18 protein-coding genes are annotated in these 22,892 nt (G+C 74.4%); 2 read left to right on the top strand and 16 right to left on the bottom strand.

Annotation, left to right across the window (positions count from 1 at the left end):
* Nucleotides 1–74 precede the first annotated feature (74 nt).
* Complete coding sequence (locus ACIRRS_RS04605; RefSeq protein ID WP_402964943.1) at nucleotides 75–1,847, top strand: amino acid adenylation domain-containing protein; 1,773 nt, start codon at nucleotides 75–77, stop codon at nucleotides 1,845–1,847.
* Between the two features lie 27 nt (nucleotides 1,848–1,874).
* Nucleotides 1,875–2,645 (top strand): thioesterase II family protein, encoded by a 771-nt coding sequence (locus tag ACIRRS_RS04600; protein ID WP_402964940.1) that lies wholly within the window; start codon nucleotides 1,875–1,877, stop codon nucleotides 2,643–2,645.
* Between the two features lie 80 nt (nucleotides 2,646–2,725).
* Here ACIRRS_RS04600 and ACIRRS_RS04595 read toward each other — a convergent pair whose 3' ends face one another.
* From ACIRRS_RS04595 to ACIRRS_RS04520, 16 genes are all read right to left on the bottom strand, one after another.
* Nucleotides 2,726–3,310 carry a hypothetical protein gene (locus ACIRRS_RS04595; RefSeq protein WP_402964937.1) on the bottom strand — a complete coding sequence of 195 codons (585 nt, stop codon included), beginning with the start codon at nucleotides 3,308–3,310 and terminating at the stop codon, nucleotides 2,726–2,728.
* Complete coding sequence (locus ACIRRS_RS04590) at nucleotides 3,303–4,025, bottom strand: 4'-phosphopantetheinyl transferase family protein (protein WP_402964935.1); 723 nt, start codon at nucleotides 4,023–4,025, stop codon at nucleotides 3,303–3,305. Before ACIRRS_RS04590 ends, ACIRRS_RS04595 begins: the two co-directional genes overlap by 8 nt.
* The gene (locus tag ACIRRS_RS04585; RefSeq protein WP_402964933.1) at nucleotides 4,022–5,071 is read right to left on the bottom strand and encodes a C45 family autoproteolytic acyltransferase/hydolase; all 1,050 of its coding nucleotides are present in this window, start codon (nucleotides 5,069–5,071) and stop codon (nucleotides 4,022–4,024) included. Before ACIRRS_RS04585 ends, ACIRRS_RS04590 begins: the two co-directional genes overlap by 4 nt.
* Nucleotides 5,068–5,682, bottom strand: a complete 615-nt coding sequence (locus ACIRRS_RS04580) for a GNAT family N-acetyltransferase (RefSeq protein WP_402964930.1) — start codon at nucleotides 5,680–5,682, stop codon at nucleotides 5,068–5,070. The genes ACIRRS_RS04585 and ACIRRS_RS04580 overlap by 4 nt, the downstream gene beginning before the upstream one ends.
* A 2-nt stretch (nucleotides 5,683–5,684) precedes the next feature.
* Nucleotides 5,685–5,996 (bottom strand): acyl carrier protein, encoded by a 312-nt coding sequence (locus ACIRRS_RS04575; protein WP_402964927.1) that lies wholly within the window; start codon nucleotides 5,994–5,996, stop codon nucleotides 5,685–5,687.
* Nucleotides 5,986–7,485, bottom strand: coding sequence for an AMP-binding protein (locus ACIRRS_RS04570; protein WP_402964925.1), 1,500 nt, complete (start codon nucleotides 7,483–7,485; stop codon nucleotides 5,986–5,988). The genes ACIRRS_RS04575 and ACIRRS_RS04570 overlap by 11 nt, the downstream gene beginning before the upstream one ends.
* Nucleotides 7,482–10,832 carry an amino acid adenylation domain-containing protein gene (locus tag ACIRRS_RS04565; RefSeq protein WP_402964922.1) on the bottom strand — a complete coding sequence of 1,117 codons (3,351 nt, stop codon included), beginning with the start codon at nucleotides 10,830–10,832 and terminating at the stop codon, nucleotides 7,482–7,484. Before ACIRRS_RS04565 ends, ACIRRS_RS04570 begins: the two co-directional genes overlap by 4 nt.
* On the bottom strand, nucleotides 10,829–13,087 hold the full coding sequence (locus ACIRRS_RS04560; protein ID WP_402964919.1) for a class I tRNA ligase family protein: 2,259 nt from the start codon (nucleotides 13,085–13,087) through the stop codon (nucleotides 10,829–10,831). The genes ACIRRS_RS04565 and ACIRRS_RS04560 overlap by 4 nt, the downstream gene beginning before the upstream one ends.
* Nucleotides 13,084–14,115, bottom strand: coding sequence for an NAD(P)/FAD-dependent oxidoreductase (locus ACIRRS_RS04555; protein WP_402964917.1), 1,032 nt, complete (start codon nucleotides 14,113–14,115; stop codon nucleotides 13,084–13,086). The genes ACIRRS_RS04560 and ACIRRS_RS04555 overlap by 4 nt, the downstream gene beginning before the upstream one ends.
* A 6-nt stretch (nucleotides 14,116–14,121) precedes the next feature.
* Entirely contained in the window at nucleotides 14,122–15,438 is a 1,317-nt protein-coding gene (locus tag ACIRRS_RS04550) for a lysine N(6)-hydroxylase/L-ornithine N(5)-oxygenase family protein (RefSeq protein WP_402964914.1), read from the bottom strand.
* Between the two features lie 141 nt (nucleotides 15,439–15,579).
* The gene (locus ACIRRS_RS04545) at nucleotides 15,580–16,857 is read right to left on the bottom strand and encodes an MFS transporter (RefSeq protein ID WP_402964911.1); all 1,278 of its coding nucleotides are present in this window, start codon (nucleotides 16,855–16,857) and stop codon (nucleotides 15,580–15,582) included.
* Nucleotides 16,847–18,163 (bottom strand): ATP-grasp domain-containing protein, encoded by a 1,317-nt coding sequence (locus ACIRRS_RS04540; RefSeq protein WP_402964908.1) that lies wholly within the window; start codon nucleotides 18,161–18,163, stop codon nucleotides 16,847–16,849. Before ACIRRS_RS04540 ends, ACIRRS_RS04545 begins: the two co-directional genes overlap by 11 nt.
* Complete coding sequence (locus ACIRRS_RS04535) at nucleotides 18,160–19,359, bottom strand: saccharopine dehydrogenase family protein (protein ID WP_402964906.1); 1,200 nt, start codon at nucleotides 19,357–19,359, stop codon at nucleotides 18,160–18,162. Before ACIRRS_RS04535 ends, ACIRRS_RS04540 begins: the two co-directional genes overlap by 4 nt.
* The gene (locus tag ACIRRS_RS04530) at nucleotides 19,352–20,410 is read right to left on the bottom strand and encodes a saccharopine dehydrogenase (protein WP_402964903.1); all 1,059 of its coding nucleotides are present in this window, start codon (nucleotides 20,408–20,410) and stop codon (nucleotides 19,352–19,354) included. The genes ACIRRS_RS04535 and ACIRRS_RS04530 overlap by 8 nt, the downstream gene beginning before the upstream one ends.
* A 52-nt stretch (nucleotides 20,411–20,462) precedes the next feature.
* On the bottom strand, nucleotides 20,463–21,581 hold the full coding sequence (locus tag ACIRRS_RS04525) for a cytochrome P450 (protein WP_402964900.1): 1,119 nt from the start codon (nucleotides 21,579–21,581) through the stop codon (nucleotides 20,463–20,465).
* A 47-nt stretch (nucleotides 21,582–21,628) separates the two neighbouring features.
* On the bottom strand, nucleotides 21,629–22,885 hold the full coding sequence (locus tag ACIRRS_RS04520; protein WP_402964898.1) for an acyl-CoA dehydrogenase family protein: 1,257 nt from the start codon (nucleotides 22,883–22,885) through the stop codon (nucleotides 21,629–21,631).
* Nucleotides 22,886–22,892: the final 7 nt, after the last annotated feature.

Below are 22,892 nucleotides of genomic sequence, written 5' to 3'. Positions count from 1 at the left end.
CGGCCGGCGCCGTCAGGCCGCACCGGTCCGATCGCAGCGCCACGTCCTCATTCAACGGTTCAAGGAGCCTTTTCGTGACTGACCTCGCGCAGACGCCGGTTGACCTGGTGGCGCGCTTCCGCCGTGCCGCACTGCTCCACCCCGACCGGATCGCCGTACGGAGTGCGGACGGCGACCTCACCTTCGCCGAACTCGACCGGCGCACAGCGCAGTTGGCGGCCCGCCTGGCCGCCGGCGGGATCGGCGTCGGCGACCTGGTCGGGGTCAGCCTGAAGCGCGGCGCCCAGCTCGTGGTGTCGCTGCTCGCGACGTGGCGGGCGGGCGCGGCCTATCTTCCCCTGGACCCCCGCTATCCGCTGGACCGCCTGGAGTTCATGGCCGGGGACGCCGGAATCCGGGTGCTGCTGGGCCCGTCCGACCACGTCCTCGGCGCATCCGGTCTCGACATCGTCGACCCGGACTCCGTGGCCGGCGCTCCCGACGCCGCCGACCAGGAGCCGGTGGCCGCCGGGCCGCTCGTCCCCGCGTACGTGATCTACACGTCCGGCTCCACCGGCCGGCCCAAGGGCGTCCAGGTCGGACGGGGCTCGGTGGCGGACCTGGTCGCGGCCCTGGAGCAGGCCGGCGTCTACGCCGGGGAGCCGCGCGTGGTCGGCTGGAACGCCAGCGTCTCCTTCGACGCCTCGGTGCAGCAGTGGGCGCGGGTCTGCCGGGGCGACACCATCGCGATCCTCGACGAGGAGCAGCGCACCGACCCCGTCCAGCTCCGGGCCCTGCTCGACGCCCACGGGATCCAGGACCTCGACCTCACCCCCTCCCACTGGGAGCTGGTGCGGACCTGTCTGCTGGACGGCTCCGCCTCGCCGCTTCCGCGCCTGTTCATGGGCGGCGAGCCGGTACCGGAGCGGACCTGGCAGGAGATCTCCGGGGCGGCCGCCGACGGCCTGCTCGAAGCGGTGAACCTGTACGGCCCGACCGAGTGCACCGTCGACGCCACCAGCGCCTGGATCACCGGCGAGGAGCCGCACATCGGCCGCCCGCTGCCGGGCACCCGGGCGTACGTGGTCGGCGACGACCTCCGCGAGGTGGAGGGAGCCGGTGCCGTCGGCGAGCTGTTCCTGGCCGGCGACGGCCTGGCCCACGGCTACGTCAACCGGCCTGCCCTGACCGCCGAACGCTTCGTCGCCGACCCGTTCGCCGCCGACGGCGGCCGGATGTACCGCACCGGGGACCAGGTCCGGCTGCGCGCCGACGGCTCGCTGGAGTTCATCGGCCGGGTCGACCGCCAGGTGAAGGTGCGCGGCTTCCGGATCGAGCTCGGCGAGGTCGAGGCCGCGGTCTCCTCGCACCCCCGGGTGGCCACCGCGGTCCTGACCGGCTACCGCGACCCCGCCCTCGGCGACCGGCTGGTGGCCTACTACGTCTCCGAGGAGCCCCCGGCCGAGGCGGAGCTGCGCGACCACTGCGCGACCGTCCTGCCGGAGTTCATGGTCCCCTCGGTCTTCGTACGGGTCGACGCCGTTCCGCTCACCGTCAACGGCAAGGTCGACTGGGAAGCGCTGCCGGAACCGCAGGCCGAAGCCGCCGAGCAGTACGTCGAGCCCGAGGGAACGATCGAGAAGCTGCTCGCCGAGGTCTGGTCGGAGGTCCTGGGCCAGGAGCGGATCAGTGCCGACGGCAACTTCTTCGCGCTGGGCGGCCACTCGCTCGTCGCCCTGCGGGTGATCAGCAGGCTCAAGCGCGACCTCGGCATCACCGTCCGCGTCCGGGAGGTGTACCAGCACCCGCACCTGCGCGAACTGGCCGCGTACGCCGGGGCCAAGCTCGCCACGTCCGAGACCTCCTGACCCGTCACACCGCAAGGGATCACGCCCATGACCACCAGCCAGGACCTCATCGCCGTCCGATTCCGCCGAACGGCGAACCCCGCCCGCACCCTGGTCTGCCTCGGCTTCTGCGGCGGCGGCACCGGGCAGTACCAGCAGTGGGGCGACCTCCTCCCCGAGGACGTCGACCTCACCGCCATCTGCTACCCGGGCCGGGAGGGCCGCTTCCTGGAGGACTACGCCCCGGACTGGGACGCCCTCGCCGAGGACACGACCCGGGCCGTGCTCTCCGTCGCGGCCGAAGGCCCGTACGTGCTCTTCGGCCACAGCATGGGCGGCTGGATGGCGTTCGACGTCGCGGTGCGCATCGGACGGCTCGGAGGGCCGGCGCCCGAGGCGCTCGTGGTGTCCTCCGCGAACGCGGCCAGCCGCGGACTGACGCCCCAGGACATGTTCCCGGCCCAGCAGGACACCAACGAGCAGCTGCTCCACTGGATGACCACGCACGGGATGATGCCCGAGCACGTCATGAACGACCCGGAACTCCAGGAGATCGCGGTCGAGTTGATGCGGGCCGACATCCGGGCCCGCGACACCTTCCACTACGTGCCCGGCTCCAGGGTCGACGTGCCCCTGCACGTGCTCACCGGGGACAGCGACACGGTGATCGAGCCCACCACCGGTGACCAGTGGCGTGGCCTTGCGAACAGCGACTTCCGGCACGACGTGCTGCCCGGCGGGCACTTCTACACGCCGGAGGTGTGGAGCCGTCTGCCGGCGTACATCCCCGCCCTCTCCGGCGCGGTCGGCGCGCACTGACCGTGCCGGTCGGAGGAGTTCGTCGACACCGGTGAGGGGGCGAGGCCGTTCGGCCTCGCCCCCTTCATCGTGGGCCCGGGTCAGGCCCGGGTGATCCGCAGGGTCCACTCCGCGAGCAGGGCGGCCAGTTCCTCGCGCCCGGCCCGGCCCGGGGAGCCGACGGACAGCCGGCGGCCGGAGCGGGAGAGCGTGAACTGGACGGGCCCGAGGCCGGGGTTGACCCAGGACTGGAGGAGCCAGCCGTCGGGGAGGACGGGCTCCGGGTGCAGGGCGAAGGCGTAGCGGCCGCGGTCCTGCTCCGGGCGGGAGCGGAGCAGTTCCTGCCAGCCGGCCAGGGCGAGGCGGGCCGCGTCCCCGGCCGTGAGGCCCGCCGCGCCCGGGAACGGGCCGGTCACCGTGACCGCCCTCGCCCCGGCCGTGGGCGGATCGCCCGCCACCGGCACCGCCCCGGCGGCGGTACGGCCGCCGGGAGCGCGCAGCGCCCGTTCCACCTCCCCCGCGGCGCCCGGGCCGGCCGGGCAGCCGATCCAGGCCTGGGGGCCGTCCCAGCCGTCCCGTACGGCGACCGTGAACCGCCGGTCGCCCGCCACCGGGGCCAGGCGCTCGCGCAGCAGCCGCGCCGTCAGCAGCGGGGCCACCGCGTGCAGCACCGCGGGCTCAGCCATCTCCTTCACTCCCTTCCGGCGGCCACCGCCGCAGCCAGATCCGGCCGAGCCGGCCCCGTGTCACGAACGAGGCCATCAGCCGGGCGTCCGTCGTCGCCGGCGCCTCCAGCAGCGCCGTGCTCGCCGCCCACGGCTCGCCCCCGGTCCGGGCGATCCCCAGGAGGGCGGCGCCTCCGCGTGCGGGGAAGGACAGGGTGACGTCCCCCACCCCCTCGGCCAGTCCCCGGCCGGTGGCCTTCACCGCGGCCTCCAGCAGGGTCCAGGCGGAGAAGAAGAACTCCGGTCCGGCCTCCTCGGCCCGCGGGGGCAGGGCCGGGTAGAGCGAGGCGAGCACGTGGGTGGCGGAGGGGATGAGCCGGATGCGCTCCAGGTCCACCCCCAGCGCGCCCTGCTCCGAGATGCCGAGCAGCAGCAGGTCCTCCGAGCGCGACCAGCTCACCTTCAGCTCCGGATGGTCCGGCAGGTAGGGCTTGCCGCCCCTGGTCCGCGCCAGCCGCACCGCTCCCGGGGCCTCCCCCAGCCGTACGGCCAGCAGCTGCCTGACGGCCAGTCGGGACCGCAGGAAGAGCCGGGCGTCCTCCCCGTTCAGGTACCCGGCCGCCCGGTCGCGCTCCTCCTCGGTCAGGTCCACCGCGTAGTGCGCCGGGGACAGGGGCTCGGCGTCGGCCGCCAGGTCGGCCAGCCAGGCCTCCACCCCGGCGCCCGGGGCGGTCACGTCGGACGCAGGCCGAAGACCTGCGTGGCCGATCGGGAGGGGTCTCCGGGCCGCAGGTGCAGTTCCCCGGGCCCGGGCAGCAGCACCACGGCGGCGACCGTGCGCTCGCGCCGGATGTCGCCCTCGTCGGGTACGCAGATCGGCGGCCTGGACAGCAGGGCGAAGTGGTCCTCCGGGCCCGCCGCCGGGTCGAGTTCGGCGAGCCCGGCCTCCGCCTCCTTGAGGCGGCGCACCGAGGAGTTGCGGGCGAACACGTTGAGCTCGTCGCCGCGCGCCAGGTCCGGATCCAGGAAGTGGTTGGTGTGCGCGGTCGCGTACCCCTCCCGCACCCGCAGCTCGTCGCCCAGGACCTCGACGCAGACGGCCCGCTCCCGGTCGACCAGGGTCAGCGAGCGGGAGCTGGCCAGCCGCATCCCGCGCAGCGCTTCCAGCGCCTGCGTCACGCTGCCCGCCGTGTCCAGCAGGTGGCGGATCGCCAGGTACGGGGGCAGCCCGGGCCGCCAGTCCCCGCCGAGGACCAGGTTGAGCCCGATCGCCAGGCCGTCGCTGTTGAGCCCGAGGTACCCGAGCAGTCCGGCGAAGGAGAGCACCAGCGAGCGCCGGGAGGAGCCGGCCGGCGCCACCTCCAGCACGCTGATCGCGTCGTCCAGGTTGCCGTTGAGGTCCACGGTCTGGGCCAGCACCGGGTGTCCGGCGTACGGGCCTGCGGCCCGTGCGTAGGTGGTGCAGTCGCCGGCCGTCGGCACCTTCTGGTAGCCCATGATCTCCCGCCGCAGCTGGAGCAGCCAGGCCTCCTCGCTGCGCAGCCCGGCCCCGGCGGCCAGGCCCTCGACCTCGGTGGCCAGCTCCGGGGCGGCGGCCGCGACCTCCGCCCGGTAGGCGTCGATCCTCGGCCGCAGCCCGTCCAGGGTCAGCGGGGCGGGCGTCAGGTGGTTGAGCCGGGCCAGCCCGTCGTCCAGGAAGGCGCGCAACTCTCCGGCCAGCGCCCGCCCGTGCCGCTCGCCCCGCTCGAAGGCGGTGCCCGTCAGCAGCAGCCGCCCGGTCATGCCCCCTCCTGTCGGACCACCCGCGGGCCGCTGGCGAGCTGCTCGCGGACCTCGGGCCACTCCGGGCGCAGCACGCTGTAGAAGACGGCGTTGCGCCGGGTGCCGTCCGGCATCGGGTTGAAGCCGCGCAGCGTGCCCTCCTCGCGGGCGCCGATGTTCAGCAGCCCGCGCCGGGCCTGCTTGTTCCGCTCGTCGGTCTTGAACTCGACCCGCAGGGCGCCCAGGCCCTCGAAGGCGTGCTGGAGCAGCAGGTACTTGGCCCAGCGGTTGACGCCCCGGCCCTGGAAGTCGAGGCCCAGCCAGGACCAGCCGATCTCCAGCCGGCCGTCCGCCTCGGCCATGTTGCCGAAGCTCATCGACCCGGCCCTGCGGCCGGTCCGCTTGTCGGTGATCACGAACACCGCCCGCCGGCCCGCCAGGTGGTCGGCGAGGGTGGCGTCGAAGAAGGCCTCGTAGTCCTCCGGGGTGTCGATCCGGGTGACGAAGTACCGCCAGATGTCGGGCGCCAGCGCGATCGCGCGCAGCCCGTCGCGGTCCTCGGGGTTGAGCGGGCTCAGCCGCACGAACTCGTTCTCCAGCACCGCCGGTGCGTCAACGGCCCAGGTTCCCATGGTCACACCGCCTTGGCGGAGGAGGGGGCGACGGCATCGACGACCTCGCGCAGCGTGGTCATGCGGGCCAGGTCGTGCTCGGTGAAGCGGGACAGCTCGGTACCGGTCTCGTCGCACAGCGAGGTGAGGAAGAGCACCTTGTTGAGGGAGGTGAGCCGGTAGCGGCCGGCCAGGTCGGCGTCCGGGTCGATCGCCTCGGGCTCGATCGGGCTGGTCAGCACCAGCACCAGGTTCTCCCGGGCCGCGGCCTCGGTCTCGGCGTGCATGGCGGCGTGCGTCGCGGTCTGCGTCCGGGTGTTCGTCTCAGCGTGCATGGATACCCTCCTGGGGGTTGGCGAGCTCGGCGGAGTAGGCGGCCCGGATCTGCGGGCGCCGGGGCTTGAACTGCGAGGTGAGCAGGCCGTTCTCGACGGTGAACGGCTCCCGGGCGACGATGGCCCGGGCGATCCGCTCGTCCTTGCCGAGCGCCGCGTTGGCGTCGGCGAGGGCGTCGGCGACGGCGGCCTCGTCGGGCGGGTAGTGCGCGGGGCGGACGACGGCGACCAGTTCGGTCTGGCCCGGGCAGAACAGCACCGCCTCGGTGACGGCGGGGCCGGAGGCGAGCCGCTCCTCGATCGGCCGGACCACGATCTTCTTGCCGTTCTCCAGCACGATCACGTCGTCCGCGCGGCCGAGGATGTAGAGGTAGCCGTCCTGGTCGATCAGGCCGAGGTCGCCGGTGCGGACGATGCCGCCGGGCCGGAAGGCCTTCTCGCTGTCGCCGGGGGCGGCGTAGGCGTAGTGGTCGTTGACGGGGTGGTCGCTGCGCACGCTGATCACGCCGTCGGCGTCCAGCAGCACCTCCTTGCCGGGCACCACCCGGCCCACGCTGCCCTCGCGGGAGGCGCCGGGGTGGTTCTTGGCCACGATGCAGGTCTCGTTGAGGCCGTAGCCCTCGTAGATCGGCAGTCCGGCCTCGTTGAAGAAGCGCAGCGTCGCGGGGGCCGCCGGGGCGGAGCCCGTCCACAGGTAGCGGATCCGGTCGCCGAAGAGCTGCGCGGCCTGCTCGCCGACGGGCTTGCCCGAGCGGGCCGCCCGGGCCTCGATGTGCCGCCGGGCGGTCTCGAAGAAGGCCGGCACGCCCATCACCACGGTCGGCCGGGCCCGCCGCAGGGCGGCGAAGGCGGCCTCGTAGGTGGAGACGGTCACGTCGTGGCCGTGCCGCAGCGCGGAGTAGATCCAGTACCGCTGCTGGAGCAGCGACAGCGGCAGGAAGACGAACAGGTCGTCGCCCGCCCGGTGGTGGAAGAGGTCCTGGACGGCGCGCAGCGAGCCGTCGACGGACGCGGCCGTGGCACCGAGGCCCTTGGGTTCGCCGGTGCTGCCGGAGGTGAACTTGACGGTGGTGACCTGCCCGGGCTCCCAGACGAACGGTTCGGGCGCCGAGTCGGCCTTCTCCACCAGCCGGTCCACCTCGGCCAGCGGCAGCGCGTCGGCGGCCTCGGACGGGCGGTCGGTGAACAGCAGCCGCAGGCCGTAGCGGCCGATCAGCCGCTCGTCGGGCTCGAACTTGCCGGGCTCGAAGCCGGCCGTCTCGGCGCCCAGCCACAGCGCCGCCAGGTCCAGCAGCACCCACTGCGGGCTGTTGGCCGCCAGGATGCCGATCCGGTCGCCCGGGCGGATGCCCAGCTCGGCCAGGGCGCCCGCCAACCGCCCCGCACGGCGGTGCAGTTCGGCCAGTTCGAGGGTCTCGGTGCCGTCCAGCCTGGCGAAGGAGATCCGCCCGCCGGTCGGCGCGTTCGCCGTGATCCGGTTGACGATCACCGCCGCGCCTCCTTCGCCGTCATGGCCGCGTCCACGTGCGCGGCCATCAGTCGCACCGTCTCCATCCCGGCCAGCTGGCCGAGTTGGATGCCCACGCCGAAGCGCTTGCGGACCGCGGTGAGGATGCGCGCGGCGCTGATCGAGTCGCCGCCCAGCGCGTAGATGTTGTCGTGCGGCCCGACCGCCGGCCGGCGCAGGATCTGCTCCCAGATGCCGGTCAGCTCGGTCTCGGTCGGCCCGGCCTCGCCGTCCTCGGCCACCGAGGCCGACGGGTCCGACGGGGCAGCCGCCTCGGCCGACGGCGCCACGCGGATCAGCGCGCCCCGGTCCACCTTGCCGTTGCGGGTCAGCGGCAGTTCCTCGTGCCACACCACGGCGGCGGGGACCATGTACTCGGGCAGCGCGCCCCTCAGCTCCTCGCGGATCGCGGGGACGTCGGGCCGCTCGGCCCCGGCGGGCACCAGGTGGGCCACCAGCCGGTCGCCGCGGCCGCCCTCCTGGCGGACGACCACGGCCTGCCGTACGGCCGGCAGCGCGGCCAGCCTGGTCTCCACCTCTCCGGCCTCGATGCGGTAGCCGTTGACCTTGATCTGGAAGTCGCTGCGGCCCAGGATCTGGATCTCGCCGCTGGGCAGGTAGCGGCCCAGGTCGCCCGTCCGGTAGATCCGCTCGCCGAGCCGCTCGTCGTGGCCGAACTTCTCGGCGGTGCGCTCCTCGTCGCGCCAGTAGCCCTTGGCCACCCCGGTGCCGGCGGCGCAGATCTCGCCGGTGACCCAGTCCGGCGCGTCCTGGCCGTCCGGGTCCAGCACGTAGGCGCGGTTGTTGGCGTTGGGACGGCCGTACGGGATGGACTCGGTGCCGTCCTCCCACTCCTCCACGGGGTGCAGGATGTTCCAGATCGTGGTCTCGGTCGGTCCGCCGAGCGAGACCACCTCCAGGCCGGGCACGAGTCGGCGCAGCGCGGCGGGCAGCGCCGGCGGGAGCCGGTCCCCGCTCATCATCACCAGCCGCAGGGCCGGCGGCGCCGTGCCCTCGGCCACCGCCTGGTCGTGCATCAGGCCGACGATGGCGGGCACCGAGTTCCACACCGTCACCCCGCCCAGCTCGCACATCCGCAGCCAGTGCTCGGGGTCGACCGCCCGGTCGGCGTCCGGCATCACCAGGGCGGCGCCCGCGGTCAGCGCGCCGAACACGTCCCAGACGGACAGGTCGAAGTTGAAGGCGCTGATCGCGAAGAACCGGTCGTCCCCGCGGATGCCGAACCGGGTGTAGCAGTCGGCGACCACGTTGGCCACGTTGCGGTGGGTGACCATCACGCCCTTGGGCGCGCCGGTGGTGCCGGAGGTGTAGAGCACGTACGCCAGGTCGTCCGGCCGGGCGCCGGGCAGCGGTTCGAGGAGCGCCGGCGGGCCCGTCGGCGCCGGGCCGGTGGCGTCCAGCCGCAGGACGGCGCGGCCGTCCACGTCCGCCTCGTCGGCCTCGTCCACGTTGGTCAGCACGCAGCGGACCTCGCCGTCGGCCAGCATGTACCGACGGCGCTCCTCGGGCAGCGCCGCGTCCACCGGCAGGTAGGCGGCCCCGGCGAGCACCGTGGCCAGGATGCCGATGATCTGCTCCGGCCCGCGCCGCATCACCAGGCCCACCAGCTCGTTGCGCCCGACCCCGTGCGAGCGCAGCCAGGCGGCGGTCAGCGCCGCGCGGCGGTGCAGTTCGCCGTAGCTCATCCGGAGCCCGGAGGTGATCAGGGCGGGGCTGTCCGGGCAGGTGGCCGCCCGGGCGGTGAAGGCGTCCTGGAGCAGCACCTCGGGCAGCTCCGCGGTGGTGTCGTTGGCCTCCCACCGGCGCCGCAGCTGGTCGCCGGGGAGCAGGTCGAAGCCGGTACGGGCCCAGCCGCTCTCCTCCAGCAGCTGCTCCAGCAGGCCCTGGTAGCCCTGGGCCAGGGCCTCCAGCAGGTCGGGCGGGAAGAGCTCGTCCAGCCCGTCGAGCTGGATGACCAGGCCCTGGTGCTGCTCCATCGCGAAGGCGTTCAGCCAGATCTGCGGGGTCTGGCTGACGCTGAACACCTCGGGGCCGAACAGCTCGAACACGGAGCCGTCCACCTCCTCGGTGTAGCCGATCGCGCTGTTGAACGTGAACGGCATCCGCGCCTCGGCGCTGCCGCGCCGCCGGCCCAGCTCGCGCAGCACCTCGATGCCGGACTGGTGCCGGTGGTCCAGGTCGGTGCGCAGCCGCCGCTGGAGCGCCTGGGCCCGGGCCGCGAACGGCTTGGCGCGGTCGACCTCGATCTCCACCAGCAGGGTGTCGGAGAACTGGCCGACGGCCTCGGCGATCCGGTGGTGCACCGGCGGGCGGTTGGCCACCGTGGTGGTCACGGTGAACCGCTCGCCGGCGCCCCAGCGGGAGAGCACCTCGCCGTAGGCGGCCAGCAGCGCGCCGGACGGGGTCAGCCCCGCCGCCGCGGCCCGCTGCTTGAACGCGGCCCACTGCGCGGCGTCGAGCCGCACCTGGCGCTGGACGAACCGGGGCCGGGTGATCGCGGCCGGGCTCGCCGCCACCGGCAGGTCCGGGTGGGCCGCCAACTGGTCGAGCCGGCCCGACCAGTACGCCCGGGAGCGGGCGGCGGGGGCCTTGACCGCCGAAGCCGCCAGCGCGGAGACGTAGTCCTCCAGCGGCAGTTCGGCGCCGTCGACGGCCAACTCGCCCTGGTAGGCCCGCCACCACTCGCGGAAGAACAGGAAGGAGCTGATCCCGTCCATCACCAGGCCGTCGTGGCTGACGTGCAGCACCATCTCCCGGTCGGAGAGCTCGGTCACCTCCACCGCCAGCAGCGGCGCGCGGTCGGCGGGCAGCATCCGGTGCGAGCGCTCCTCACGCAGCAACCCCCTGGTGCGCAGCTGCTGTTCGGGGCTCTGCCCGCGCAGGTCGAGCCGCTCGATCCGCACGGGGGCGACGGAGGCCTCCACCACCTGGCGGCCGTCCTCGGTGAACCGGGCCCGCAGCGCGTCGTGCCGGGCGACCACCGTGTTGAGCGCCGCCTCCAGGCGGCCGACGTCCCAGTGCCCCTCGATCTCGTGGTAGACGTGGCTGGCGGTGGAGATCTCGAACACGCCGCCGCGGCCCAGCAGGTAGGCGTGCTGCAGCGGGGTGAGCGGGAAGCTGCCGCTCTCGTACGGGGTGGCCGCGCTCAGGTGCCGGATCAGCTCGGCCTTCAACCGCTTGATGCGGCCGACGAGTTCGGGGTCCATCCGGTCGCGCATGCCCTGGAGGCGAAGGTCCCCCGCGGTCACCGAGACGGACAGGCCGCGCTCCTCGATGTCCTGGACCAGTTCGACGAGTTCGGCGTTCATGCCGCCGCCTCCACGACCGCCGCGCCCGCGCGCCCGCCGATGAGGGCGGCCAGTGCGGTGAGGTCGCGCTCGCCGAGCAGCTCGTCCACGAGCACGTCCACGTCGAGTGCGGTGAGCAGCTGGTACTGCAGTTGGACGGCCTGCAGCGAGCTGATGCCCAGGTCGATCAGGGTGGCGTCGGCGGCGGGCCGGTCGGCCAGCTGGAGCGCCTCGGCGACCAGGTCGGTGAGCAGGCCCAGGTGCTCGGGCTGCTCCGCGGTTTCAGTGGCCGGGCCGGAGAAGAACACCGCGTCCGCCAGGGCGACCTCGGTGCCCGGCGCCAGCAGCTCGACGGAGGTCGGCCACTCGGCAGGCTCCGGCAGGCCCAGCGCGGCCGACAGCCGGGCGGCGAAGCGCGGCATCACCGGCGCCGCCACCCGGGCCAGCAGCTTCGCGGCCGCCAGCTCCAGCGCCACCGCCGTACGGGCCTCGGCCCGCCAGCGGGCGTCGTCCGCCGTCAGGCTCTCCAGCTCCGCGAACCGGACGGTGTCGCGCACGATGCCGTCCAGTTCGGCGGCGGCCTGGTTGAGCGAGAACCCGGCCTGGCCGAGCGCCCCGGTCACCGCCGTCAGCCGGGCGCCGAGCCGGGCCAGGAACGCGGTCTGCTCCGGGGTCCAGTTCCCGGCGTCCGGCGCCGCGCCGTCGTAGCCCTTGCGGACCCGGGCGCCCAGGTCCGTCAGCCAGTACTCCCAGGTGCCGACCAGGGTCTCGGTCAGCACCCGCTGGTACTCCTCGCGGCGGAAGTTGCTGCGCCGGCCCTCGGGGCGGGTCAGGCTGAGGAAGAAGCGCACCGCGTCGACCGAGTCGGCGTCGAGGATCTCCTTGCCCCAGATCGCGTGCCGGCGGCTGGTGGAGAACTTGGCGCCCTCCAGCAGGTAGAACTCGTTGACGTGGTAGTCGATGTCGGGCGTCCAGCCGGGGTACGCGGCCTTGTACAGCGCCGGGTAGAGCACACCGTGGTAGAAGCTGTTGTCGTAGCCGAAGAAGTGGACGATCTTCCAGTCCGCGCCGGGCTCGGCGGCCCGCCAGTCCTCCTCCAGCCGGCGGCCGAGCGACTGGATGCCGTGCAGGAAGCCGTAGGACATCTCCGGCCAGACCCAGATCACCTGGTCGGTGCCGGCCTCCTCGGCCGGGCGCACGCCCCAGTCGGCGATGTGGCTGACCGGGACGTCCAGCTCCGGGCGGGCGAACACCCGCCGGGCGAGGTCGCGCAGCCGGACGGGGACGCGGCCCAACCGGTGGTGCGCGGCGATCTCCTCCTCGAACTCGTGCAGCGGCAGCGAGAACCGGGTCGCGGTGCCGGTGCGCGGCGCCGCCTCCGAGCGGGCCGAGCGCGGGGCGACCAGGTCGACGACCAGGTTGGGCTCGCCGCACTCCTCGCAGATGTTTCCGCTGGTCCCGGAGGAGCAGGTCGGGCAGGTGCCCTTGACGTCCACCTCGTAGAGGTAGGCGCCGGTCTCGCCGTCGAACAGGGCCGGCGCGGCCTTCGGGGCGACGCGGCCGGAGTCGACGAGACGGGTGAAGAACTCCCGGAGCCCGTCCGGGTATTCGGCGTCCGCGTCGGTCACCGTGTACTGGTCCAGCTCGATGTCCATCAGCTTCAGGGTGGCCGCGATCTCCGCGCTGAAGTGCGCGGCGGTCTCGGCCGGGGTGTTCCCGTCGCGCTCGGCCGCGCCGACCACGTAGCTCTGGTAGTCGTCGCTGCCGGTCAGGTGCCAGGCGCGGGTGCCGTTCAGCCGCTGGAACCGGACGAACGCGTCGGCGCCCAGGTACGGGCCGGAGAGGTGGCCCAGGTGGAGGTCCCCGTTCGGGGTGGGCGGGGTGGAGAAGACGAAGACCGGACGGTCCCCGAAGCCGGTGCCCGCCGGGGCGGCGGCCGCCCGGGCGGCGCGCCCGGCGTCGCGCCAGTACTGGGTGACGAACACCAGGTCCTCGGCACCGGTGTTGTGCAGCACGTGCGTCTCGAAGGGCTCGAACAGGGCCACCGTGCCCGGCACCGCCGGGTGGCGCTCCCCCTCGACCTCGAACTCGCCGCGGCCGGACACGATCACGAAGAACTCGGTCTCGTCGTGCCGGTGGAGCTCCGAGACGACGCCCGGGGCGACCCGGCCCCAGCCGGCGCCCGAGCCCTGGCCGCCCTCGATCCCCTCGATGCTGCTCATGTCGATGCCGAAGGCATCGTGCAGCACGCCCTCGTCGTAGCTGCTCAGTATCATGCGTGACTCCTGGAAGAACCGGTGAGGAACGGAATGTCGATCAGGTCGGCGGCCTGCGCGGCGATCGCGGGGGCCAGCCGGTATCCGGAGCCGTTGGCGGCTCCGGCGAAGACCACCCGCGGATCGGCGGGCAGCGGGCGGACGACCGGCTCGCCGGTCCCGCTGTAGGCGTCGCAGAAGACCCGCCCGGAGGCGCAGTGCGCCGCGTACTCGGGGGCCACGGCGCGCAGCACCGCGAGGGCGTCGCCGAGGTCCTGGTCGGACAGGCCCTCGCCGCCCAGCGCGTCGGGGTCCACGCCCCACTCCTGGCAGGTGTAGCTGAACAGCCAGTGCCCGCGGTCGTGGAGCGGGAGCAGGAAGGCGTCCTCCTCCTGGAAGACGACGACCCGGTCGGTCGGCGCGGGCACCAGGTCGATGTGCAGGGCGACCACCTTCTTCACCCGCACCCCCAGCGGGGCGACCAGCTCGCGCCAGGCCGGGGCGGCGATCCACGGCCCGGGCGCCAGGACGACCTGTCGGGCCGTCAGTTCGCCTCCGCTGCTCAGCGCCAGGGTGATCCGCTCGGGGCCGAGCCCGATCGCGGTGACCCCGGTGCCCTCGTGCACCACGGCGCCGCCGCGCAGCTCGCCGGCGATCCGGCCGGTCAGGCCGGCCACGTCCGCGTACTGGCCGCCCTCGACCTGCCAGACGCCCTCGGTGGCCGGGGTCGGCCGGGCGCTGGCCAGGTAGCTGTCGAGCACCGCCCGCTCCGCGCCGACCACGTCCATGCCGACCTGGTGGATCGGCAGTTCCGGTCGACCCGAGGACAGTTCGGCGTAGTACTGCTGGCTGTAGGCCGCCATGCCGCGCACCCGGCCGGTCGCGCCGCGCGGGAAGTGCAGGCCGGCCGAGCGGCGGCTGGCGCCGGAGCCGACCGAGTCCCGGTCGAGCACCGCCACCGTCCGCTCCGGGCGCCGGGCGAGCAGTTCGCGCGCGGTCAGGCAGCCGATGATGCCGCCGCCGACGACCGCGATGTCCACCTCGTCCATCGCCGCTCACACCCCCCAGCCGGCGTCGGCGCCGACCTTGGCGGACCAGTCGATGAAGGACTCCAGGGGCTCGTTGCTGCGCAGCCCGCGGATGCGGTCGACGATCCGGCGGCTGCGCCAGGCGTTGAGGCTGAGGTTGGGGTCGGCCAGTCCGCGCTGCCGCTTGGCCGCGTTCTGCACGAAGATGTTCCGGTCGGCCGGGCCGTCCCAGCGGACGGCGTAGTCCTGGTCGATCCGCAGCTCCTCGCCCTCGCGCTCCAGGCGGTCGGCGATCGGGGCCAGGAAGTCGGTGGCGGCCGGGCGGAAGCCGGTCGCCCAGACGATCACGTCGGCATCGAAGCGCTCGGTGCCCTGGCGCTGGTCGTTGTGGCGCACCTCGACCGTCCAGCCGCCGCCCTCGGCCGCCCGCACCGTCTCCATGGCGCGGTTGGGGGCCAGGGCGACCAGGTCCTCGGCGCCCTCGATGAACCGGTGGACGTAGATCCGCTGGTAGATCTCGCGCAGGGTGGCCTCGGAGACCCCGTCGCTGGTCAGGATGTGCTCGGCGTTGAACCGCTCCCGGGCCGCCGGCGCCAGCCGGTAGAAGTACTCGGCGTGGCCCGGCATGTAGAAGTCGTTGGTGAAGGGCGAGTCGTCGATCGGGAAGTAGTTGCGCCGGCGGGAGATCCAGGAGACCCGGCGCGGCAGCTCCTCGCCCGACCGCGAGATGAGGTCGAGGAAGGCCTCGGCGCCGGACTGGCCGCCGCCGATCACCGCGACCCGCTTGCCGCCCAGGTCCTTGGCCCGGTCGAGGAACTCGCTGACGTGGAACTGGGTCGGGCCGATCAGCCCGGCGGCCTGCGGCGGCACCCACGGGCGGTTGCCCACGCCGAGCACCAGGTTGTCGGCGGTCAGCCGGCGCCGGTCGGTGTCGACGACGAAGCGCTCGCCGTCGAAGTCGACCGCCCGGACCTCCTCGCCGAACCGCACGTTCGGGTTGCGGCGGCTGGCCCAGTCCAGGTAGTTGCGGAACTCCTGGCGGGGCACGTCGCTGAACTGGGCGTTGAGGAAGTGGTAGATCCGGCCGTGCTCGTGAAGGTAGGCGAGGAAGGAGAACGGGTTGGTCGGGTCGCTCAGGCTGACGAGGTCCTTGTAGAGCGAGACCTGGAGGGTGGAGCCGGGCATCTGCTGCCCGTCGTGCCAGCCGAACTTGTCCTTGCGGTCGAGGAAGAGGTTGCTGACCTCGGGCTCGCTGTGGAGCAGCGAGGCCAGGCTCAGGTTGGCGGGACCGGCGCCGACACCCAGGCAGGTGAAGTGGGCCTCGGCGGGGTGGGTGTGGGACATGTCGCGGGCCTCTCTGTGTTCTCGGGATCTCGGGATCTCGGGATCTCGGGTTCTCGGGTTCTCGTACGAGGAGGGGGGAGAAGCGGGCACAGCGCACTGCCCGCCCAACGGGGCGTCAGGGAAGTCGGGTTGGGGGGTGGATCAGTCGGCGCGGGGCGCGGGCCGTACGGCGGCCAGGCCCAGGAGGGTGGCCGCCAGCGAGCCGAGCGCCAGCAGCGGCCAGACCAGCACGCCGGCCTGGATGAACAGCCAGCCGCCCAGCATCGGGCCGAGCGCGCTGCCCAGGCCGAACACGAACTGGAAGCTGCCGATGTAGCGGCCCTTCAGGTGCTCCGGGCCGGCGGTTCCGGGGTAGGCGAACACGGTGGGGCCGCCGATGATCTCGCCGATCGACCACACCAGGGTGCCCAGGACGATCGCGGCCGCGCCGATCGGCAGGGCGTAGCAGGCCACTCCGGCGCCGACCAGGGCGAACCCCAGGCCGATGGTGATCCGCGCCGGCCAGGACTGGGCGAGCCGGGTGACCAGCAGCTCGAAGGCGATCACCAGGAAGCCGTTGAGCGAGACGGCGACGGTGTACCAGACGACGGGCAGGTGCCGGTCCTCGACGAACAGCGGCAGGGTGGACAGGTACTGGACGTAGACCACGGCGTGGAAGAAGGCGGCGGCCAGGTAGCGCAGGTAGCGGCGGTCGCGCAGCACGGCCCGGTAGCCGCCGGCCCGTTGCGCCCCGGTCTTCGCGGCCTCCGGGGTGTCGGTGGCGCTGCGGCGGGTGGCGGCGGGCAGCGTGGCCAGCGCCAGGGCGGCGTAGGCCAGCGCGATCAGCGCCTCGCCCCAGAAGAGGAGCACGTACCGGTCGTTGCCCGCGTGGTAGAGCCAGAAGCCGACCAGCGGGGCCGCGGTGGCGCCCAGGTTCAGGCCGAAGCGGTACATCGCGAAGACCATCACCTGCCGCTCGTCCGGCGTGAGTTCGGCGAGCAGGGTGGCCGAGGCGGGCCGGAAGACCTGGGCGCTGAGGCCGGCCAGGCCGACCGCCGCCATCAGCGGGCCGTACCCCGGCAGGTAGAGCAGGGCCGCGGTGAGCACCGCCGTCGCGCCCATGCTGGCCACGGTGGCGTTGCGCACGCCCAGCCGGTCCGCGAGCGAGCCGCCGACCAGCACGCCGAGCACGGCGCCGCCGCCGTAGACGCCCAGCGCCAGCACGGTCTCCGCCTTGGAGTAGCCCTTCGAGCCGAGGAAGAGCACCAGGAAGACGTTGAGGAAGCCGCTGAGCCGGTTGACGAGCACGCCGGCCAGCACGGTCTTCACCGCGAGCGGCGCGTCCCGGAAGGTCGCCCAGACGGTCACCCGGGGCGGCGCCGGTTCGACGGCCGCCAGGTCCTCGACGACCGGCTCCGGGCGGACGGTGTCAGTCGACATCGCGCACCTCGACCGTCACCGCCGCGCGCACCCGCTGCTCCAGCGCGTCCAGCTCCTCGGGCGACGGGGCGTCGATCAGGAAGCAGACCGCGCGGTCCTCGGAGCTCTCCAGCGGGCCGAGCCGGCTGCCGCGCTCCTTGAGCACCAGCACCGCACGCAGCTCCCCCGGTTCGTCAGCGGCGCCGACCGGCGGGTCCGGCCAGATCCCGGACTCGCCCAGCCAGACCGGCCGGACGCCGGGCCAGTCCACCCGGACGCCGTCCAGGACGCCTTCCGGGTGCTCCAGGTAGACCTGCCGGGTCCAGCGGCGCGGCTCGGGGTAGCCGGCCGGTTCGCCCAGCGCCAGCCGGACGATCTCCGGCTCCAGGGGCTCCCCGGTGGCCAGCCGGTAGAGGGCCAGCAGGCCGTCCCCCGGGGTGCGGGCGGCCACCTCCATCAGCACCGGGCGGCCCTCGGCGTCCACCCGCCACTCGGCGTGGGCGATCCCGCTGCCGAAGTCGAGCGCCTCCAGCACGGTGGCGTTGGCCTCCAGCAGCGCGCGGTCCACCGGCTCCGGCGCGTTCGGCACGGAGTGCGACAGCTCGACGAAGGTGGCCGCGTGCGACTCGGTGGTGGTCTTGCGGGTGACGGAGGCGAAGAGCACCTTGCCCTCCTGCACCAGGCTCTCCACCGAGTACTCCTGGCCGACCACCTTCTGCTCCACCAGCAGCGTCTCGTGCTCCGGGTACTCGGCCAGCAGCGCGGCCAGCGCCTGCGCGTCGCCGACCGTCACCACGCCCGAACTGGAGTGCCGGGCAGCGGGCTTGAGCACCACGGGGTACGTGACCGAGGCCGGGTCGAAGTCGGCCCGCTCGGCCGCCGGCAGCACCGCGCCGAGCGGCGCGAACTCCGGCAGGTACCAGCGCTGCAGGGGCTTGGAGCGGCAGACCCGGGTGGCCCGCAGGCCCGGGCCGGGCAGGCCCAGCGCGTCGGCCAGCAGCCCGGTGGGCTCCACCAGGGTCTCGCCCACCGCGTAGGCGCCGACGATGCGGTAGCGCGCCCGCCAGTCGGCGGCCCGGGCCAGCACGCCCGCGGTGAACGAGCCGTCCTGGTTCAACTCGCCGTCCACGAAGGCGATCTCGTCGATCAGCGCGGCCGGGCCGCTCGGGTCGGCCTGGGCGGCCAGCGCGCGCTCGCGCCAGGCGCGCGGGGTGATCAGCAGGATCTTCAGCCCGCGGGCCGCCAGCTCCTCCAGGTAGCGCGGGTTGCGGCAGACCACCCAGAAGGCTCCGGTCAGGACGAAGGCCGGTGGTCGTCGGTCGGTCACAGCAGTGCTCCTCGTGTCGTGGTTTCGGTGGTGCGCAGCTCGGTGGCGATGCCACGCGAAGCCAGGAAGTCCAGCCACCGCTCGGCCTCCCGGGGGCTCTCGGCGGCCCGGTGCAGGCCCGGGGCGAGCGCGCCGTCGAGGATCCGGGTGATGCCGTACGCCAGGGGCAGCGAGACCAGCAGCGCCATGGCGCTCTCCCGCTCGTCGCCGCGCAGGTCGAGCAGGCAACTGCCCGACCAGGCGCCGTCGGCCCAGCTCAGCTCCAGCGCCACGGCGAGCACCACGCGGTCGCGGTCCGTCGCGCGCATCGGGTGGCGCTCGGCCAACTCGCCCGCCAGCGCCGCGATCCGCCCCTCGTCGCCGGACTCCACGGTGGCGAAGACCTCGGACCAGGCGGCCCGCCAGCCGGCCGGGCGCAGCGTGCCGCGGACGAAGGAGCGCTTGCGCCAGTGCGCCGGGAAGCCGTACTGCTCGGCGAAGGGCAGGCTGTCGCGGTTGGGGTACACCTCGAACTTCTCGCCGCCCAGCGGGTGTTCGGTGGTCTCCTCCCAGGGGCGCGACGCGGTGCGCAGCCGCCAGTCGTGCAGGTAGCGGGCCGGCGAGCGCAGCGCGTTGAGCACGCCGAGCGGGGCCCAGCTGAAGCGGTAGCGGAACTCGTTGAGTTCGGCGGGCAGTCCGCCGCAGTAGGAGGTGAAGTCGGCGGTGCTGACGGCCTCCCCGGCGGCAGCGCGGCCGAGTTCGACGAGGCGGTGGGCCATCAGGTGGTCGATGCCCGGGTCCAGGCCCGCCTCGGTGAGCACCACGGTCCGCGAGGCCGAGGCGGCGAGTTCGGCCAGCTCCGGCGAGACGTAGCTGGAGCAGGCGAAGTGGGCGTCGTGCGCCGTCGCGAGGCGCAGCAGCTCGGGGTGGCGGGCCGCCGGGAGCATCGACACCAGGACGTCGCCGGGGGCCAGCGCGGCGGCCAGGGCCTCGGTGTCGAAGGCGCGGGCTCCGGCTCGGCCGGCCAGTCCCCGGGCGGCGAGGCACTGTTCGGCCTTGGCCGCCGTCCGCCCCCAGAGCACGACGCGGGCGCCGTGCTCCAGGAGCAGTTCCAGGCCGCTGCGGCCGGTGGAGAGCCCGGTGCCGATCCAGTGGACCGTACGCAGGGGCTTGGACGTCCCGGAGTTGGACGTCCCGGATATGGACGGCTCAGACATGGACGGCCTCCAGTTCGTGGCTGCGGCAGGCGGCCCGGAAGTCGTCCCGGCAGTGCCGCCAGGGCGCCACCGGGTCGGCCAGGGTGCGCAGTTGGGCGACCAGCTCGGCGGAGAAGGCGCGGCTGGCCTCGGCCGGCAGCAGCGAGGGCAGGTTGTCGATGGCGATCAGGTCGAGCGGCGGGTCCTGGTGCAGCCGGCGCACCGGCTCGTCCCAGTCGGTGACGGTGCGGTAGACCGGCAGCACGTTGAGGTCGGAGGTGACGTCGCAGGTCACGTCGACGGCCAGGCTCAGCCGCCGGTCGGCGACCGGGAGGTCGGCGGGGCGCAGGAACGGCGGGATCGGGCGGGTCGTCAGCACGGTGTTGACGAGGAGGTCGTGGTGGAGCAGCGCGGCGCGGTCCAGGTCGCGGGTCTCCGCCACGTCCCAGCAGGTGGCGGCCAGCCCGGCCGTCTCCAGCGCGTCCACCGCGCCGCGCCCGCAGCGGCCGAGCGCGCCGATCACCAGCGCGTCCGGGGCGCCGTCGCGGATCGAGTGGCGCAGCTCCCGGTCCAGCTCGCTCCTGGCCATCGGGCGCAGCGGGGCGGTGAGCCGGCCCCGGGCCTGGAGCACGCCGAGCGCCGCGCCGACGTAGCCGGCCCAGTAGCCGAAGGCGGCCAGCCGGCGCCCGGCGTCGTCCACCAGGTACTCCAGGTCGAGCAGCTCGCCGCCGCCCCGGGCGAACCGGGCGAGCAGCTCGCGGGCGCCCTCCTGGCCCTTGTAGGCGTGCCCGAAGAAGATGTGACGGTGAGTCAGTTCCTCGGGCTGGTCCGGGAGTTCCTTGAGCCCGAGGACGTACGCCGCCTCGGGGGCCCCGGTCCAGGAGCCGGCCTCGGCCCCCTGGCAGCCGGCGGCCAGGTACTCGTCCAGCGGGTGCACCCGCTGCGGGGACTCCTCCACGGTCAGGTGGAAGCCCAGCTCCACCAGCCGGCGTGCGTCCTGCGGCACCAGCGGAGCCCGGCGCTCGGTGGCGCGGACCTCGTGCCGGATCCACAGCCGCGGCTGCTCTGCCATCGGTCTCGTCCTTCCTGGATGTGGTCGTACGGGGTGAGGGGAACCGGGCTGCTCAGAGCACCGGGATGCGCGCGTTCGCCAGGGCCCGGTAGCGCGGCGCGGCCGGCAGCGCGGCCGGGTCGAAGCCGTGGGCCAGCAGTTCGTCCAGGACGCCCGCGGTGATCGCCACCGCGAGCTCGGCGCCCGGGCAGCCGTGCGGGCCGGCGCCGAAGGTGAAGCAGGCGGGCGCGGGGCGCCCGGGGTCGAAGGCGTGCGGGTCGGGATTGGCCGCCGGGTCGCGGTTGGCGGCGGCGAGCACCACCAGCACCGTCTGCCCGGGCTGGACGGTCCGCGCGCCGTACCGCCAGGGCTCGGCGGCGAACCGGCGGGTGTTCTGGATCGGCGCGTCGTGCCGGGCGACCTCGCGGGCCAGCGCCGCCGGATCACCGGCGGGCTGCGAGCGCAGGGCCAGCAGCGCGTTGCCGATCAGCCCGGCCGTCGCGTCGTACGTCTGCGAGAGGAAGCCCACGGCGTTGGCCAGCAGCGCCGCCTCCCGCGGCCAGTCCCGCCGGCCGGCCGCCCGGACGAGCGCGGCCAGCAGCCCGGTCGGCTCGGCGCCGGTCAGGCCCGGCCCGAGCAGCTCCCGCAGCCGCGCCGCGGCCCGCGCGGCCGCCCGCTGCTGCTCGGCCGTGGCACCGGCGGGGATGCACTGCACGAAGTCCCCCACCAGCCGCGCCGCCTCCGGCTCCAGCCCGGCGTCGAGGCCGCACAGCGCGGCCACCACGCGGGCCGGGACCTGGAACATCAGCTCCTCCAGGCCGCCCGCCCCGTCCAGGCTCTGCCCGGTCCGCTCGGCGGCCAGCTTGCCCGCCCGGGCCGGCTCGGCCTCGCCGAGCGCGTCCAGCACCACCTGCTTGAGGCGCCGCTGGTCCGGGCCGTCGGTCATCCGCACGAGGTCGCCGAAGACGGCGCCCGCGGCGGTGCCGAGCAGCCCGGCCGGGACGGGCTCGGCCGGCGGGCGGACCCGCAGTTCGGCGGCCGTGAGCGCGGCGGTGACGGAGGCGGCGTCGGCGGCCACCCAGGCCTGCAGCTGCTCGTCCCAGCCGAACGGGCGTTCCGCCGTCAGCCGCGCGTAGAAGGGGTACGGGTCGGGGTGCCGGACGGCCTCGACCGGGTTCGTCGGGGTCTGCATGGAAGTCGTGCTCCTTGACGGTCCTTGACGGCGCCCTTGACGGTGCGTCAGCGGGCCCGGCGCGCGTCCAGCGCACCGGCGATGGTCAGCTGTTGAACCTCCGAGGCGCCCTCGTAGACACGGAGCGCCCGGATCTGCCGGTACAGGCGTTCGGGCAGGCTGTCGGCGACCAGCCCGGCGGCGCCGTGCAGCTGCACGCACCGGTCGACGATCCGCTGCGCCGCCTCGGTGGCCTGCAGCTTGGCGATGCTGGAGTGCCTGCCGAACGCCCGGTTGCCCCGATCGAGCTCCCAGGCGGCCCGCCCGACCAGCAGCGCGGAGGCGTTCAGCTCGACCTCCATGGCGGCCAGGTCGAACTTGACCGTGGGCAGGTCGAACAGCACCCCGCCGTAGATGGCGCGCTGCCGGGCCCGGGCCTGGGCCGCGTCGGCGGCCCGACGGGCGAAGCCGAGCGCGGCCGCGCCCACCGTCATCCGGGCCCGCTCCAGCAGGTCCATCGCCACCACGAAGCCGCGCCCGGGCCGCCCGAGCACCGCGTCGGCGGGCACCCGGCAGTCCTCGAACGCCAGGTGGGCGAAGGGGCGGGGCGCGATCGCGTCGATCGGCTCCATCCGCAGGCCCGGGGCGTCGCCGGGGACGAGGAAGGCGCTCAGCCCCAGCGGGCCCGGCCCCTCGCCCGTGCGGGCGATCACGCAGAGCACGTCCGCCGTCGTGCCGTTGGCGATCCAGGCCTTGCCGCCGCCCAGCACGTACTCCTCGCCGTCCCGCTCGGCGGTCAGCGCCACCGCGGCGACGTCCGAACCGGCCTGCTCCTCGGAGACGGCGAAGGCGCCGACCAGGGTGCCGGCCGCCAGGCCCGGCAGGTAGCGCCGCTTCTGCTCGGGGCTGCCGTAACGCAGGATCGGGGTGGCCGAGAGCACCTGGATCGCGAAGGCGAAGTCGGCCAGGTCCTCGGTGTAGGCGAGCGCCTCGCGGGCCAGGCAGATCGAGCGGTAGTCGCCGTCGGTTCCGGGCTCGCCGCCGTCCCCGTCGTCCTCGTCGTCCAGGAAGGCCAGCCAGCCGGCCTCTCCGAGCGCGGCCAGCGCCCGGCGTACGGCCTTGTCCGGGCCGCCGCCGCGCAGGTCCGTGCGCAGGTCGGTCCAGAGCTCGGCCCGTTCCTCGCACCACCGGGCGAGGCGCTGGGCGCGGTCGCGGTGCTCGTCGGTGTAGAAGGGCAGCCGGAGGATCTCCGGGTCGAAGACGTCGAAGGCCTCGGCGTCGAAGGTGTCAGGGGCGTCAGGGGTGTCAGGGGCGTCGGTGGTCACGGCGGGC

It is taken from the genome of Kitasatospora sp. NPDC101183 (genome assembly GCF_044767945.1).
In the GTDB taxonomy this organism is placed as follows: Bacteria; Actinomycetota; Actinomycetes; order Streptomycetales; family Streptomycetaceae; genus Kitasatospora.
The sequence above is the reverse complement of the archived record's forward strand: the minus strand, read 5'-3'. Positions and strand labels throughout refer to the sequence as shown.

Bases quoted from the DNA above. Each gene is read 5' to 3' on its own strand.
- ACIRRS_RS04600 (WP_402964940.1), top strand. From the start codon at position 1,875: ATGACCACCAGCCAGGACCTCATCGCCGTCCGATTCCGCCGAACGGCG.
- ACIRRS_RS04595 (WP_402964937.1), bottom strand. From the start codon at position 3,310: ATGGCTGAGCCCGCGGTGCTGCACGCGGTGGCCCCGCTGCTGACGGCG.
- ACIRRS_RS04585 (WP_402964933.1), bottom strand. From the start codon at position 5,071: ATGACCGGGCGGCTGCTGCTGACGGGCACCGCCTTCGAGCGGGGCGAG.
- ACIRRS_RS04580 (WP_402964930.1), bottom strand. From the start codon at position 5,682: ATGGGAACCTGGGCCGTTGACGCACCGGCGGTGCTGGAGAACGAGTTC.
- ACIRRS_RS04575 (WP_402964927.1), bottom strand. From the start codon at position 5,996: ATGCACGCTGAGACGAACACCCGGACGCAGACCGCGACGCACGCCGCC.
- ACIRRS_RS04565 (WP_402964922.1), bottom strand. From the start codon at position 10,832: ATGAACGCCGAACTCGTCGAACTGGTCCAGGACATCGAGGAGCGCGGC.
- ACIRRS_RS04560 (WP_402964919.1), bottom strand. From the start codon at position 13,087: ATGATACTGAGCAGCTACGACGAGGGCGTGCTGCACGATGCCTTCGGC.
- ACIRRS_RS04555 (WP_402964917.1), bottom strand. From the start codon at position 14,115: ATGGACGAGGTGGACATCGCGGTCGTCGGCGGCGGCATCATCGGCTGC.
- ACIRRS_RS04550 (WP_402964914.1), bottom strand. From the start codon at position 15,438: ATGTCCCACACCCACCCCGCCGAGGCCCACTTCACCTGCCTGGGTGTC.
- ACIRRS_RS04545 (WP_402964911.1), bottom strand. From the start codon at position 16,857: ATGTCGACTGACACCGTCCGCCCGGAGCCGGTCGTCGAGGACCTGGCG.
- ACIRRS_RS04535 (WP_402964906.1), bottom strand. From the start codon at position 19,359: ATGTCTGAGCCGTCCATATCCGGGACGTCCAACTCCGGGACGTCCAAG.
- ACIRRS_RS04530 (WP_402964903.1), bottom strand. From the start codon at position 20,410: ATGGCAGAGCAGCCGCGGCTGTGGATCCGGCACGAGGTCCGCGCCACC.
- ACIRRS_RS04525 (WP_402964900.1), bottom strand. From the start codon at position 21,581: ATGCAGACCCCGACGAACCCGGTCGAGGCCGTCCGGCACCCCGACCCG.